At 61.3% G+C, this 14,288-nt stretch carries 13 protein-coding genes; 9 read left to right on the top strand and 4 right to left on the bottom strand.

Annotation, left to right across the window (positions count from 1 at the left end):
• Positions 1 to 33 precede the first annotated feature (33 nt).
• The 9 genes from A6B35_RS08605 (at position 34) to A6B35_RS08565 (ending at position 9,524) form a co-directional block, all read left to right on the top strand.
• Complete coding sequence (locus A6B35_RS08605) at positions 34 to 345, top strand: helix-turn-helix domain-containing protein (RefSeq protein ID WP_040582349.1); 312 nt, start codon at positions 34 to 36, stop codon at positions 343 to 345.
• Positions 342 to 2,360 carry a hydrogenase 4 subunit B gene (gene hyfB, locus A6B35_RS08600; RefSeq protein WP_006200991.1) on the top strand — a complete coding sequence of 673 codons (2,019 nt, stop codon included), beginning with the start codon at positions 342 to 344 and terminating at the stop codon, positions 2,358 to 2,360. Before A6B35_RS08605 ends, hyfB begins: the two co-directional genes overlap by 4 nt.
• On the top strand, positions 2,351 to 3,307 hold the full coding sequence (locus A6B35_RS08595) for a respiratory chain complex I subunit 1 family protein (RefSeq protein WP_006200992.1): 957 nt from the start codon (positions 2,351 to 2,353) through the stop codon (positions 3,305 to 3,307). Before hyfB ends, A6B35_RS08595 begins: the two co-directional genes overlap by 10 nt.
• Positions 3,307 to 3,969: a hypothetical protein gene (locus tag A6B35_RS08590; RefSeq protein WP_006200993.1), complete on the top strand. Its 663-nt coding sequence runs from the start codon at positions 3,307 to 3,309 to the stop codon at positions 3,967 to 3,969. The genes A6B35_RS08595 and A6B35_RS08590 overlap by 1 nt, the downstream gene beginning before the upstream one ends.
• Complete coding sequence (locus tag A6B35_RS08585; protein ID WP_006200994.1) at positions 3,966 to 5,417, top strand: hydrogenase 4 subunit F; 1,452 nt, start codon at positions 3,966 to 3,968, stop codon at positions 5,415 to 5,417. The genes A6B35_RS08590 and A6B35_RS08585 overlap by 4 nt, the downstream gene beginning before the upstream one ends.
• A 20-nt stretch (positions 5,418 to 5,437) precedes the next feature.
• Positions 5,438 to 6,949, top strand: coding sequence for a hydrogenase large subunit (locus A6B35_RS08580; protein WP_006200995.1), 1,512 nt, complete (start codon positions 5,438 to 5,440; stop codon positions 6,947 to 6,949).
• A 12-nt stretch (positions 6,950 to 6,961) separates the two neighbouring features.
• Entirely contained in the window at positions 6,962 to 7,471 is a 510-nt protein-coding gene (locus A6B35_RS08575; RefSeq protein WP_006200996.1) for an NADH-quinone oxidoreductase subunit B family protein, read from the top strand.
• Between the two features lie 137 nt (positions 7,472 to 7,608).
• Positions 7,609 to 7,881 (top strand): helix-turn-helix domain-containing protein, encoded by a 273-nt coding sequence (locus A6B35_RS08570; protein WP_006200997.1) that lies wholly within the window; start codon positions 7,609 to 7,611, stop codon positions 7,879 to 7,881.
• Between the two features lie 542 nt (positions 7,882 to 8,423).
• The gene (locus tag A6B35_RS08565) at positions 8,424 to 9,524 is read left to right on the top strand and encodes a Fic family protein (protein ID WP_006200998.1); all 1,101 of its coding nucleotides are present in this window, start codon (positions 8,424 to 8,426) and stop codon (positions 9,522 to 9,524) included.
• Between the two features lie 2 nt (positions 9,525 to 9,526).
• On the opposite strand, the gene A6B35_RS08560 is transcribed toward A6B35_RS08565, so the two are convergent.
• From A6B35_RS08560 to A6B35_RS08545, 4 genes are all read right to left on the bottom strand, one after another.
• Positions 9,527 to 9,979, bottom strand: a complete 453-nt coding sequence (locus A6B35_RS08560; protein ID WP_244425889.1) for a cytochrome b — start codon at positions 9,977 to 9,979, stop codon at positions 9,527 to 9,529.
• A gap of 523 nt (positions 9,980 to 10,502) precedes the next feature.
• Positions 10,503 to 10,697 (bottom strand): hypothetical protein, encoded by a 195-nt coding sequence (locus A6B35_RS36555; RefSeq protein ID WP_040582350.1) that lies wholly within the window; start codon positions 10,695 to 10,697, stop codon positions 10,503 to 10,505.
• 3 nt (positions 10,698 to 10,700) lie between these two features.
• A complete protein-coding gene (mgtA, locus tag A6B35_RS08550) occupies positions 10,701 to 13,361 on the bottom strand; it encodes a magnesium-translocating P-type ATPase (protein ID WP_006201002.1) in 2,661 nt (886 codons plus the stop codon).
• Positions 13,361 to 14,173 (bottom strand): universal stress protein, encoded by an 813-nt coding sequence (locus A6B35_RS08545; RefSeq protein WP_006201003.1) that lies wholly within the window; start codon positions 14,171 to 14,173, stop codon positions 13,361 to 13,363. Before A6B35_RS08545 ends, mgtA begins: the two co-directional genes overlap by 1 nt.
• Positions 14,174 to 14,288: the final 115 nt, after the last annotated feature.

The following is a 14,288-nucleotide window of genomic DNA, read 5'->3' as shown; positions in this document are numbered from 1 at the left end:
TCATGTCTCAAAGCTGACAAAAAGGGACGATTTGTGATAACTGCTCCGCAGTTGCGTGCAGCCAGGGCGCTGCTCAGCATCGATCAGCGCAGGCTTGCCGAATTGTCCGGCCTTTCGGTGCCGACGATTCAGCGCATGGAAGCCAGCGAGTGGATGATCCGGGGCAATGTCGATTCCCTGATGAAATTGATTGCAGCGCTTGAAGCGGCCGGCATCGAGTTGATCGGGGAAGGCGCTACCAGCCAAGCTGGCGGGCGTGGGGTGCGGCTCAAGGTGGGCTTCAATCCAGCCAGGGCTTCGGGCGCCGACGAGGTGGAGACCGGCTCCGGCGGGAGCCCGCCGTGACGCCGATCGTTGCCCTTGCTTTGTGGGGCGTCGCCGCGCTCTTGGGAACCGCCATACTAGCTGTCGCTGTCAGCCGGCGTGCTTCGGCGACGCGCCTGGTCTATGGCGCAACTCTTGGCATCTCGGCCGCCCTGTTCGTGATCGTCGCAAGCGCGCTGGCAGGCGATCCTGCCGGCGTCTCCGCCGTTACGCTGCCGCTCGGACTGCCATGGATCGGTGCTCACTTCCGTCTCGACGCGCTCTCATCTTTTTTTCTCGTCGTCGTCAACCTTGGCGGTGCGCTCGCCAGCCTCTACGGACTGGGCTACGGCCGTCATGAGACCGCACCGCACCGGGTGCTGCCGTTCTTTCCGGCGTTCCTTGCCGGCATGAACCTTGTCGTGCTGGCGGACGATGCCTTCATGTTCTTGCTGTCCTGGGAGTTCATGTCGCTCGCCTCGTGGGCACTCGTCATGGCGCACCATCGCGAACAGGACAACACGCAGGCCGGTTACATCTATCTGGTGATGGCGAGCTTCGGCACGCTGGCGCTGCTGCTGGCTTTCGGTCTGCTGGCCGGACCCGATGGAACCTATACGTTCGACGCGATGCGGGCCGCCGAGCCAGGCCGGTTCGTCGCTGCCACCGTCCTGGCTCTCATGCTGCTCGGCGCCGGCTCCAAGGCCGGCCTCGTCCCTCTCCATGTCTGGCTGCCGCTTGCCCATCCGGCGGCGCCAAGCCACGTCTCGGCGCTGATGAGCGGCGTCATGACCAAAGTCGCCATCTACGGCTTCATTCGCGTCATTTTCGACCTGCTCAGCGAACCGGCATGGTGGTCGGGCGTTGTCGTGCTTTTCCTTGGCGGCCTGACGGCGGTCCTCGGCATCCTCTACGCGTTGCTGGAAAAGGATCTCAAGCGGCTGCTTGCCTACAGCACCATAGAAAACATCGGCGTCATCTTCGTAAGCCTCGGCCTCGCGCTTGCTTTCAAGGCGAACGCGATGCCGTCGGCCGCAGCGCTGGCACTCACCGCCGCGCTCTTCCACGTTCTCAACCATTCTTTCTTCAAGAGCCTGCTGTTTTTCGGTGCGGGCGCCATGCTCACGGCGACCGGCGAACGCAACATGGAGAAGCTGGGCGGCCTGATCCATCGCATGCCGCTGACCAGCTTTGTCTTTTTGGTCGGCTGCGTTTCGATCTCTGCGCTTCCGCCCTTCAACGGCTTCGTTTCCGAATGGCTGGCCTTCCAGGCCATCCTGCAGAGTCCGGATCTGCCGCAATGGGGTTTGAAGGTCATGGTGCCCGCTGTTGGTGGCCTGCTGGCGCTGTCGGCGGCGCTGGCCGCGGCCTGTTTCGTAAAGGCGTTCGGAATTGCGTTTCTCGGCCGCCCGCGCTCCGCAGCGGTGGAGCTTGCGCATGAGGTCGACCGCTACTCGCTGGCGGCAATGTTTACCCTCGCGGCCCTCTGTCTGCTTGCCGGCATCATGCCGGGCCTCGTGATAGACAGCCTTTCGCCGGTGACGCTTTCGCTGATCGGCAACCGCATGCCGGTGCAGATGGCGCAGCCTTGGCTGTCGATCGTGCCCATCGGCGAAAGCCGCAGTTCCTACAATGGCCTGCTGGTGTTCGCGTTCATTGCAATTTCGGCATCGCTCGCCGCGTTCTTCATTCACCGCTTTGCCTCGCATGCGCTGCGTCGGAGCCCCGCATGGGGTTGCGGCTTCCCGGACGTCACTCCGGCGGCGCAATACACAGCTGTCAGCTTCGCGCAGCCCATTCGCCGCGTCTTCGGCACATTCGCATTCCGCGCCCGGGAAATGGTGGAGATGCCGCCGCCGGGCGCTACCAGTCCGGCACGCCTGACTGTCGAAGTCCACGATGTGATCTGGGAGATTTTTTACCAGCCGATCGCCGGGGCAATCGAGTTTGCGACCGAAAAACTGAACCATCTGCAGTTTCTGACGATCCGGCGCTATCTGACGCTTGTCTTCCTCTATCTCGTCACCTTGCTTCTGGTGCTCGCGCTATGGCCCTGATCTTCGAGCTGACCATCCAGGGCGCGCAGATGATGCTGGTGCTGTTGCTGGCGCCGCTGCTGGTCGGCTTCGTGCGCAAGGTGAAGGCAAGGCTGCTGCGGCGGCAGGGGCCTCCCCTGATCCAGCCCTATCGCGATCTCCTGCGGCTGATGCGCAAGGAGGTCGTCCTGGCGGACAATGCATCCTGGCTGTTTCGCGTCACGCCCTACCTGATCTTTGCCGCCACCTGGGTTGCCGCCGCACTCGTCCCGACATTCGCCACCGGCCTCAAATTCAGTTGGACCGCCGATCTCATAGCCATCGTCGCCCTGCTTGGCAGCGCACGCTTCTTCCTGGCTCTGGCAGGGATGGATGTCGGCACGAGTTTTGGCGGCATAGGTGCAAGCCGCGAGGTCATGATCGCCTCGCTGGCCGAGCCCGCCATGCTGCTGATCGTGTTCAGCCTGGCGCTTGTCGCCGGAGCGACGCAACTCTCCACGGTCGCCGCCTTCATGGCTTCGCCGGATGTCGGTCTGCGGGTATCGCTCGGCATGTCGCTCATCGCCTTGGTGATCGTGGCCATTGCCGAGAACGCCCGAATACCGGTCGACAATCCTGCGACGCATCTGGAGCTCACCATGGTTCATGAGGCGATGATCCTGGAATATTCCGGTCGTCATCTGGCGATGATCGAGTTCGCCGCCTTCCTCAAGCTTCTGCTCTATGTGTCGCTGATTTCCTGCGTCTTCATCCCCTGGGGACTGGTGACCGCCGCGGCGGGACCGCAATCCCTGGCTCTGGGTGTCGTCACTTATGTCGGCAAGCTTGCCGTCTGCGGCATTCTGCTTGCGGTGTTCGAGACCGCTATTGCCAAGATGCGCGTCTTCCGCGCTCCGGATTTCCTCGGCGCCGCACTCATGCTGGCACTGCTCGGCACGCTCTTGCTGTTCGTCTCGCGGAGCCTTTGATGAACGGTCTCACCTTCGACATCGCGCATCTGCTCGCCGGCGGCCTGGTGCTGGTCAGCTTCATGATGTTGTATCAGGATCGCCTTTTTGCGCTGATCAACGTTTTTGCGCTGCATGCGGTGGTGCTTGCTTTGTCCGTGGCCTGGCAGGCATACATCCAGGACGCCCATCACCTTTACGTCACCGCGGCGATCGCCCTCGTCTTCAAGGCGATCGTCATTCCCGTCGGTCTGCATCGCATCATTCAGCGGCTCGGCATCCATCGCGACATCGAGACGGCCGTCGGCATCGGTCCGACCATGCTTGCCGGAATAGGCCTGGTCACCCTGTCCATGGTCCTGATGCTGCGGGTCACCCCCGAGGCCGATCCGCTCGCCCGCGAGGATCTGGCCTTCGCGCTGTCCATCATCCTGCTCGGGCTACTGGTGATGGTCACCCGCCGAAATGCCGTCAGCCAGGTTGTCGGCTTCATGTCGCTCGAGAATGGTCTGGTGCTTGCCGCCACCGGCGCCAAGGGGATGCCGCTGGTCGTCGAGATCAGTGTCGCTTTCTCGATCCTGATCGCCTTCATCGTCATCGGCGTCTTCCTGTTCCGCATTCGCGAGCGGTTCGATTCAGTCGATGTCGGTGCGCTCGACGACTACAGGGGAGAACGCCGTTGACCACGTTTTCCTTCGACGCGGTGGCCGCCATCTTGCTGATACCACCCTCGGCTGCCGCACTCATGGCCGCGCTGCCGAACTACCGGGTGACGGCACGCTTGAATGTCGTCGCCAGCTTCCTGACCATGCTCGCCGCACTGTCGCTTCTTGTCATCGACCGGCCGCTGCCGGGGCAGTATCTGCTCGTCGACGATCTCAACATCGTCTTCATCGTGCTCAACACCTTCGTCGGCTTCACGACAAGTGTGTTCAGTGCCTCCTACATTGCGCACGAGCTGGACACCGGCCGGCTGACCGCAACGAACTTGCGGTTCTACCACGCCATGTACCAGATCATGATGTTCGGCATGAACCTCGCATTCGTGTCGAACAATATCGGCCTGATGTGGGTGGCCGTGGAGCTTGCCACGCTGACCACCGTGCTCATGGTTGGCATCTATCGCACGCATGAAGCGCTGGAAGCCGCCTGGAAATATTTCATCCTGGGAAGCGTCGGTATTGCGCTTGCCCTCTTCGGCACCATCCTCGTCTACATGGCCGCGCAACCGGTCGTCGGCGAAGGGACGAACGCCATGGTGTGGACCGTGCTTATCCAACAGGCGGCGCGTTTCGATCCGGCTTTGCTCAACGTCGCCTTCGTCTTCCTGCTGCTCGGCTACGGCACCAAGGTTGGCCTTGCCCCCTTGCATGCCTGGCTGCCTGACGCGCATGCGGAAGGCCCGACACCGATTTCGGCGGTGCTGTCAGGGTTGCTGTTGAACGTCGCGCTCTATGCCGTGCTACGCTTCAAGCTGTTGCTCGCAGCCAGCCCGCAGGCGATACCCCCGGGACCATTGATGGTCACGATGGGGCTCACCTCGCTCATCTTCGCGGCCTTCATGCTCTACCGCCGCCGCGACATCAAACGCTTGTTCGCATACTCCTCGATCGAGCACATGGGCATCATCGTCTTTGCCTTCGGCATGGGTGGCCCGCTGGCGAACTTTGCCGGCTTGCTGCACATGGTCATGCACAGCCTGACCAAGTCGGCGATCTTCTTCGCGGTCGGTCACATCGCCCAGGTCAAGGGCACGCAAAAGATCGCCGACATCAAAGGGTTGACGGAGACGCACCCTGGGCTTGGCTGGGCGCTCGTCATCGGCGTTGTTGCCATTGCCGGCCTGCCTCCGCTCGGCATCTTCATGAGCGAGTTCCTGGTCGTGAGCTCGACCTTTGCAAGACAGCCGCTTCTGGCAATCCCGCTGGTCTTCGGACTTCTGCTCGCCTTTGGCGCCCTGCTGTTTCGGCTGACCGGCGTCGCCTTCGGCGAGCCGCACGGCAGCACCGCGCCCGTCGAAGCATCCTATGTGCCCTTATATTCCCACCTAGCATTGGTGTTTGCCGCCGGCATCTACCTGCCGCCGCCGCTGGTCACCTGGTTCCAGCATGTCGCGGCCATTCTGGGATGAAGCGGATGAGCAAAAGAAGCATGCCCGCGCTGATCGACATCATCGAGGCGGGCCGCCCTGTCGAACACCATACACCCTGGCGACGCGCCGTGGTGACGCCGAGAATCTGGAACCTTGCAGTCGAGCAACTCGCCGAGGGCCGCTGGAGCCTGCTCGGTCTTTGGGGGGAACCGGAGACCGTCCACATGGCGCTTCTCGATGCCGCTCGCGGCATTGGTGTCATCAGCCTGAAAAGCCCTGGCGGCCGCTACCCATCGGTCGGCCGGCGGCATCCGCCCGCTTTGCGGCTCGAGCGCGCCGCTGCGGACCTGTTCGGGCTGCTGCCGCAAGGGCTTCCCGATACCCGTCGCTGGCTTGACCATAGCCATTGGGGGGTCAGCCATCCCCTGGCGACGCGGCCACAGCCTCCAGTCGCGGCGTCCTCCTACCGCTTCCTTGCCGCGGAAGGCGACAGCCTCCACCAGATTCCGGTCGGGCCCGTGCATGCCGGCATCATCGAGCCTGGGCATTTTCGATTCACCGCTAGCGGCGAAACGGTGGTGCGGCTGGAAGAGCGTCTCGGCTATGTGCACAAGGGCATAGAAGGTCTGATGGCGGGTTCGCCCATCGATCGCGCCGCCAGACTGGCCGGCAGGACCTCCGGCGACAGCACCGTGGCATATTCGCTTGCCTTTGCCCGTGCGGTCGAAGCAGCGCTCGGTGTCGAGGTCCCGCCGCGTGCCCTCTGGCTGCGGGCGCTGATGGCCGAGCTGGAACGTGTTGCCAATCATCTCGGCGATATCGGCGCCATCTGCAACGACGCTGCCTTCGCGATCATGCATGCCCATTGCGGCGTGCTGCGCGAACGCGTTTTGCGCGCCAGCGATGCCGCCTTCGGCCATCGCTTGATGCGCGATTGCATCGTGCCTGGAGGGGTGGCAAGCGACCTACGCGAAGAGGGGGAGCACGCGGTTCGGTCGGTGATCGTGGAGATCAGGCAACGCTTTCCGCACCTTGTCGAACTCTACGACAACACCGCGTCGCTGCAGGATCGGACCGTCGCCACCGGCCGGCTCGGTGTCGAGCTCGCCCGGCAATATGCCGCCGGCGGCTATGTCGGCCGCGCCTCCGGCCGCGATTTCGATGCGCGGCGCACGCCAGGCTACGCTCCTTACGATGAGCTCGCCTTCGAGGTTCCTGCCCTGCAGGAGGGCGACGTGAACGCCCGCGTCTGGATCCGCATCCGCGAGGTCGAGCAGAGCCTGTCGCTTGTCGAGCAGATCTTGGATCGGCTGCCCGACGGTCCGATCCGTGTCGATGTCACCCAGCCGGACGGGCCGCGCGAGGGCCTGGCGCTGGTCGAGGGTTTTCGCGGCGATATACTGGCCTGGCTGCGCATCGGCGAAGGCGGCCTGGTCGAGCGCTGCCACTTGCGTGACCCGTCATGGTTTCAATGGCCGCTTCTTGAAGCAGCGATCGAAGGCAACATCGTTGCCGACTTTCCGCTCTGCAACAAGTCGTTCAACTGCTCCTATTCCGGCCATGATCTTTAAAGGCACGCCATCATGCGCAAGCTTCTCCTCGAAAGCCTGATACGACCCCCGCTCACCGAGCGCCCACCCTTGGCACGCGAAGCCGCGATCGACGAGCTCGCCCACGCCCTTGATGGTGCCGCTCGCAAACGGCTGGGACGTAGCCTGTCGATCCGGGCGGTTGACACCGGTTCCTGCAACGGTTGTGAACTCGAAATGCACGCGCTCAACAATGCTTTCTACGACATCGAACGCTTTGGATTCCGTTTCGTCGCGTCGCCGCGCCATGCCGATGTGCTGCTTGTCACAGGGCCGGTCACAAAGAACATGCGCGAGGCATTGAAGAGGACCTGGGATGCGACACCCAACCCCAAATGGGTAGTCGCACTCGGCGACTGCGCCAGGAACGGCGGCTGTTTCGCCGGCAGCTATGCTGTCGTGGGCGGGGTGTCGGAGGTGCTGCCTGTCGATCTGCATATTCCAGGCTGCCCGCCGCCCCCAATCGAAATTCTGAAGGGTCTGCTCGCCTTGATTGAGGAGTGAATGCAACGACTGGTGCTCCTTGGTTGAATGTCGATGCTGTCGCTTCTTGGGCCAGCCTTCCATCCATGCATCGGACACTGACCGTCTATCGATCAATGCTTGCGCAAGGAAAAGTTCGCAGACCCGGAGATTCAAGGATGATTACCGCCTCGCAGATGCGCGCAGCCCGAGCGCTGCTTGGAATTGACCAGAAGACCCTGGCTGAACGTGCAGGAGTTTCGTTGTCGACCATTCAACGCATGGAAGCCTGTGTGGGTGACGTGCGGGATGTCGCTGACACGCTGATGAAAGTCATCAGCGCATTCAGGGCGGCGGGGGTCGAGGTGATTGGAGATCATGAACGCAGTGACGGCGGCGGCAAGGGAGTACGCTTTGCGCACCCTGTTGGCCTAACGGGACGAACGCATTGATCGTCTCAGCGGCCCCCTGAGATCGGCAACGACTGAGCGCTTGCCCCAGCAACGAAGAAGATAACGCAGATCATCTGAACGTGGGGAAAGGCGGTAGCGCTCTACCGACTCGAACCCCCGGACACTTTGCGAATGGCTGGCGCACCCGACCGGACGCGAATTTGTCACTCTGCCGTCGAAGGGCGAGTGGTCGATTTCGTTCAATCCGCTAGTCCTTCCCGCCCATCAAGGCAGAAAGCAGGCGCCTGCTTGGAACTACAGGCCATTATCGCCGATTCCAGAATGTGTCGGGGTGCGATGGGTCTGGCCAGTTGGCTTCCGCGATTGTGTAACAGCCTGCGCTGTTGCCAATGTTAGCCTATCGCTGCAGCAAGCCCGATACTGCCTGGTCAGCGCTATCTCGGAACCATCTGAAGAAATTGACCTGGATGGTTAGTCGTGGGATCGCGCCGGGGTAACGCCCCGATTTCTGAGGCATAGCGAAGATTGCTATAGCTCACCATTCATGACATTATGAGTTATAGAAAGGTGCTCTATAGCTCATGGCATGGAATTGGGAGCAGGCTGATTGGCCGGATTTTACCTACGACAAGAAGGTATTGGAACCGCTGGAAAGCGAGTTCCTGTTGCGATCAGGCGAACTCTTGGGCGTCTTTCGTCATGTCGGTTCCGACGATCGCGATCAGATCCGCATCGATCTTATCAGCGAAGAGGCCTTGAAGACATCCGCAATCGAGGGGGAGTACCTCAACCGCGAGAGCCTGCAATCATCCTTGCGCCAGCAACTTGGGCTGGGCAGCGAGACCAGGCGCATTCCGCCGGCCGAGCGCGGCATCGCTGAAATGATGGCCGATGTTTACTTGCATTTTGCCGATGCACTCTCGCATCGCACTCTCTACGCTTGGCACAAGATGGTGATGTCGGGTGAACGGCGTATCGAGACCATCGGCAATTATCGCCTGCATGCCGATGCCATGCAGATCGTTTCCAATCGGCTGGATAAGCCCAAAGTGCATTTCGAAGCGCCGCCCTCGGCGCGGGTAAAAACCGAAATGGACGCCTTCGCCGCCTGGTTCAACGATACCTCACCCAAAGGCAAGACACCGCTCCCGGCGTTGACGCGTGCCGGTATCGCTCACCTTTATTTCGAGAGCATTCACCCGTTCGAGGATGGCAACGGTCGCATAGGGCGTGCCCTTTGCGAAAAGGCGCTAGCGCAAAACCTGGGCGAGCCCAGCCTCATCGCGTTGGCCTACACAATCGAACGCCACCGCAAAGCCTATTACGACAGCCTGGAGGCCAGCAACAAGAGTAATGCGGTTACGGATTGGCTGCTCTACTTCGCCAACACGATTCTTGAAGCGCAGCGCGTAACGCTCGCCCGTGTCGAATTCTCTGTCGCCAAGGCCAAGTTTTACGAACGCTACCGGGATCAGTTCAACGAGCGGCAGGAAAAGGTCATCGCCCGGATGTTCCGCGAAGGTATCGACGGCTTCAAGGGCGGGCTCAGCGCCGAGAATTACATCGCTATCACACAGGCGTCACGCGCGACCGCGACAAGGGACTTGCAGGATTTGGTTGCCAAAGGTGCGCTAACCAAAACCGGGGAGCGTAGGCATACGCGCTACGCACTCCAAGTTTGACATCACGGCGCACGCCGAGCCGAAGGCCGCAGCATCCTGACGAGCACATCCGATTTTACAAAGAAATGATGCCAAAGCGCCGCTGCCGTATGAAGGCCGACGACAATGATGATCACCGGCTTGCCGAGCTCATGGATCTCACCCATCGCTCGAAAGCTGAAGTACCATGCCAGCGCCCCGGTGATAGGCATGCCGAAAATGAACAGGTAGAGCAGGAAATGGGTGGCAGCGGCAATCCGCTTCAGCAGGACGCTCTCTTCGGGCGGCGCCGCCGGCACACCACGCAATAGACGGACCGCAAACCGCCAGATCGCCAGCGCCAGAACGGCCAAACCGACATAGACGTGAATATTCGCGTTGAAGATGTCGGCAGTTGCCGGCTCGGTGCCGCGCGAGAACGCCCGGTAAGCCGGCTTGATGTCCTCACCGATTACGAGCTGCAGGACGATCAGCACCGCGATTGTCCAATGCAGCAGTATCTGGGTTCTGGTGTATCCGGCCGGCTCGTTGGCAACAGTCATAGGCAGCATACCTCGCTTAAGTAGCCCTTCCTATCTGGCCGCTTATGCGACAATCTTGATCTAGGGCAAATCAATTTGTCCTCCCCGAGGGCCTCGTAGCTTGAACTCGGCTGACAGCCAGTTGTCAGCTTAGCCGTGGGATATTGCATCCGAAGCGGACCAGACGGATCGCCTTGCAAGTCTCAACGTGGAAGCACAATTCCGATGAAACAGATTGCCCTGTCACTTTTCGTGATCGCCGCCTCCGGCACCTATGTGTGGGAACAGGCCAGCAAGGCTCCCGCCGACGACATGCTTGGTTCAGCGTTGCCGGCCGACGCCGCGGAAAGAGATTCCGCGCAACCGGTCATCCCCGCAGCGCCGGTCGAGAACGCCCCTCCGCCGGGTCCGGCCATGCCCGAGATTCGCCAGCAGAACGTCCAGCTCGCTCCTCCCCGGCTCAGCGCTCCGCCTGCGATCAGCGAGGAGACAACGGCCGCCACCGGGGCGCCCACACCGAAGCCGGAAACCGTAGATGCACGTCGCGATAGGCGACGACCTGCTGCCCCTCTATGCCGTACAAAATGACGATCGGTCGCCGCTCTTTGCGGTCGAGCAGAAATTGCAGCATCGAGCGGAACGGCGTGATACCGATCCCACCGGCCTCAGTCATGCACTATCTCATTGGATGTGGACTGAATGGGGCATGGCCCCCGCCGATGGCACGCCCTGCCCTCGATCGAGGCGGGTGTCTACTTTCACGATCGAAGAACCAGCGCTTGGTTGTCTCCGAAGCCAACAGATAGAGTGCGGTGATGGCGACGAGCCCGACAAGCACGGGCAGCGGCAGCGGCACAAAGCCGAAGCGTCCGGCGAAAGGCACGTAGGGTATAGCGATCGCAACAACCGCGACAGCCAACGTAAGCCATGCAAGCAAGAGGCTTGGACGGCTCTTCCAGAACGCCTTGTGCGTGCGCACGATCAGCACAATGGCAAGCTCCGTCAGCAGTGACTCGACGAACCACGCTGTTTGAAAGGTGGCCGCGGTCGCATGTGCAAAAAGCAGCAGAAAGGCGAAGGTGGCGAAATCGAATAGCGAGCTGACCAGGCCAAAGCCGATCATGAATCGCCTAACGAAGCCGATGTCCCAGCGACGCGGTCGGCGCAATTGGCCTGGATCGACATTATCGCTGGCGATGGCCAGCGAGGGAATGTCCGACAGGAAATTGTTGAGCAGAATCTGCGCAGCCAGCAGCGGCAGGAATGGCAGGAACAGCGACGCAACGGCCATGCTGATCATGTTGCCGAAGTTGGCACTGGTCGTGATGGAGATGTATTTCATCGTGTTGGCGAAAGTCTTGCGGCCGTCGTCAACGCCGCGCACGAGGACGCCCAGATCCTGTTTGAGAAGGATGATGTCGGCAGCCTCGCGGGCGACATCGACCGCCGTGTCGACGGAAATGCCGATATCTGCCTCGTGCAAAGCAGGTGCATCGTTGATGCCATCGCCGAGGTAGCCGACGACATGCCCACGGCTGCGGAGTGCCTGAACGATCCGCTCCTTCTGGTTGGGGTCGATCTCGACGAAGAGATCAGTGTTCTGCACGCCTGCGAAGAGCCCGCTCTTGGTCAGTTTCGACAGGTCCTCACCAGTCATGATCCTGTCGGCCCGCAAGCCGAGTGCGTCAGCGAGATGTGCGGCGACATAACGGTTGTCTCCCGAAATGACCTTTACCGCGATGCCACGCTGGGCGAGTGCCGCAAGCGTCTCTCTGACGCCTTCCTTTGGCGGATCGAGGAAGAGCAGGAAGCCCGCGAAGGCGAGATCGGTTTCGTCCTTCCTCGAAAAGGCGTCCCGGCTTTCGAAACGGCGGATTGCCACACCCAGGACGCGAAAGCCGTCCGCACTCCAGCGTCGGAATTTCTCGTCGATCGCGGCGCGATACATGTCATTCAAGGGTTCCTGCCCATTTGCAGTTCGAACGAACCCACAGGCCTCAAGAACATTTTGCACTGCGCCCTTTGTGATCAGAAGATTTTCGGCGTCCTTGGTTCGGACAACAACGGACAGCCGCTTGCGGATGAAATCGTAGGGGACCTCATCGACCTTCGTGAAGGCGGCCAATGACGCGCCCTCCCCTTGCGCACCGGCTATCGCTTCGTCCAGCGGGTTCTTCAATCCAGCCTGCATGGTCGCGTTGAGACGCGCCCAAAGGAGGATATCCGTCGATGGATTGCCTTCGACATCGAGCCATCCATCCAGCTGGATGACGCCTTCCGTCAGCGTTCCGGTCTTATCGGTGCAGAGCAGGTCCATGCTACCCAAATTCTCGATCGCATCGAGACGCCGCACAATGACGCCGTTGGCCGCCATTGCGCGGGCACCTCGAGCCAGGGTCACGCTGATGATCGCCGGAAGAAGTTCAGGTGTGAGGCCAACCGCCAGCGCTAGCGAAAAGAGCAGCGATTCAATGAGCGGTCGATGGAGCAGAAGATTGGCGAAGAACACGACGATGACGATCGCCAGCATGATCTCCGTCATCAGATAACCAAAAAGCCTGATACCCCGGGCAAAATCCGTTTCCGGAATACGTCGTTCCAAAGCCGCGGCGATTGATGCGAACTCGGTGCGGTCGCCGGTCGCTGCCGCAAGCACAGTCGCGGTGCCGCTGCGGACCGATGTGCCGGTGAAGACAGCGTTGCTGCGCTGTGCGACGGAAGCTCCTGGCGCCGACCGGCCCGGTGCTTTCACGACCGGGAAGGTCTCGCCAGTCAGCACAGCCTCGCTGACATTGAAATCGCGCGCATCCAGAATGACACCGTCTGCGGGAATGAGATTTCCGGCCGAAAGCCGAACCACATCACCGGGCACGATCTCTTCGGCTCCGATCGAGCACTCGACGCCATTTCGCAGGATGAGGGCTTTGCGCGAAATGCGCCGTTTCAGCGCCTCTGTCGCACGAGACGCCCCGTACTCCTGGGTGAAGCTGAGGACACAGCTTGCCAGCACAATCGCGCCGATGATCAGAGCCTCCTGAACCTCACCAACGAAGGCCGACACGACGGCCGCGAAAATGAGGATTAGGACAAGGGGGCTACGGAACTGGCGGACAAACACTGCAAATGCCGAGGTGCCGGACTGCGATGCCGGTGTGTTTGCGCCGAATTTCGCCAGCCTTGACGCGGCCTCGGAGGTGCCAAGCCCAGATTTTGACGTCTTGAGGCGTCGCAGAAGGTCATTGGCATCGATCGACCAAAAGGCGTCTTCGTCGACTATGCCCGTCGGTGCAGGGGCGGGTTGTTGGTCAACTTCGCTGGGTACGATACCAGAAACCATCAGTATGACATGAAGCGATTGATGCCGTTGTCTTCGATCAGCGTGCGGGTGACGCCGCCGAAGGCCCATTCCCGCAGGCGGCTATGGCCGTAAGCGCCGGAGACGATCAGGTCGGCGTGGATCGAACGCGCAAACGCCACCAGCCGGTCGCCATCTGCCTCGCCGGTCAGCAGTTCGGTTTGTGGCATGATGCCATGGTTTTCGAGATAAGCCGCGACATCGGCGAGGCTGTATCGGGCGCTTTCGCTGCGGTCGGTATCGATGGTGGCGACGATGACCTCTCTTGCCCCAGCCAGGAAAGGCAATGCGTCCGCTATCGCCCGTCGCGCCTCCCTGGTGTCCTTCCAGGCGACCAGCACGGTCTTTGCCATGACATGTTCGACATTGCTTGCGGTGACGAGGACCGGCCGGCCTGTTCCCAGCGCAAGGCTCCCGACATCCACGGCACGGTAGACATCTTCGCCATCCCCACCGCCGGTAACGATGAGGTCGGCGGCTCGGGCGGAAACGCTGAGGAAGCGGGTGGGACTACTGACCGCCTGCCCCCATTCGCTGCTCACCGATGCCGGTACCAGTCGCTCGAATTCGGCCCGCAGTTCCGCAAGCCGCTTCTCGATCTCGGTTCGCTGGATCTGCATGATCTCGCCTTCGTAGACCATGCCGTTGCCGGTGGCGACGAGAGGCGGAACATCCGCTGCCGCCAGGCCGATAAGGTGTGCTCCGAAGCGCTCTGCCAGTTCGACCCCCAGCTTCACAATGGGTGCAGGAGATGCATCCACGGCGAGGTTAACGATGATTGACTTGTAGGACATTGCGGGCGCCTTTCGGTGAAGATGTCGACGTCCGATGAAGTGCATCCGCCAGCCCTCGTCGCCTTGACGCGGGTCAAAACACAACGCCTTTCGATTAGCTTCCGGGGCGAGGTCA

It is taken from the genome of Mesorhizobium amorphae CCNWGS0123 (assembly GCF_001686985.1).
Lineage (GTDB): Bacteria > Pseudomonadota > Alphaproteobacteria > Rhizobiales > Rhizobiaceae > Mesorhizobium > Mesorhizobium amorphae.
Note: the sequence above shows the minus strand (reverse complement) of the source record. Positions and strands in the feature narration are given on the sequence as shown.

What these genes read in the sequence shown, in the direction of transcription:
- A6B35_RS08595 (WP_006200992.1), top strand. Translation starts at nt 2,351, where the DNA reads ATGGCCCTGATCTTCGAGCTGACCATCCAGGGCGCGCAGATGATGCTG.
- A6B35_RS08590 (WP_006200993.1), top strand. Translation starts at nt 3,307, where the DNA reads ATGAACGGTCTCACCTTCGACATCGCGCATCTGCTCGCCGGCGGCCTG.
- A6B35_RS08580 (WP_006200995.1), top strand. Translation starts at nt 5,438, where the DNA reads ATGCCCGCGCTGATCGACATCATCGAGGCGGGCCGCCCTGTCGAACAC.
- A6B35_RS08575 (WP_006200996.1), top strand. Translation starts at nt 6,962, where the DNA reads ATGCGCAAGCTTCTCCTCGAAAGCCTGATACGACCCCCGCTCACCGAG.
- A6B35_RS08570 (WP_006200997.1), top strand. Translation starts at nt 7,609, where the DNA reads ATGATTACCGCCTCGCAGATGCGCGCAGCCCGAGCGCTGCTTGGAATT.
- A6B35_RS08565 (WP_006200998.1), top strand. Translation starts at nt 8,424, where the DNA reads ATGGCATGGAATTGGGAGCAGGCTGATTGGCCGGATTTTACCTACGAC.
- A6B35_RS36555 (WP_040582350.1), bottom strand. Translation starts at nt 10,697, where the DNA reads ATGACTGAGGCCGGTGGGATCGGTATCACGCCGTTCCGCTCGATGCTG.
- mgtA (WP_006201002.1), bottom strand. Translation starts at nt 13,361, where the DNA reads ATGGTTTCTGGTATCGTACCCAGCGAAGTTGACCAACAACCCGCCCCT.
- A6B35_RS08545 (WP_006201003.1), bottom strand. Translation starts at nt 14,173, where the DNA reads ATGTCCTACAAGTCAATCATCGTTAACCTCGCCGTGGATGCATCTCCT.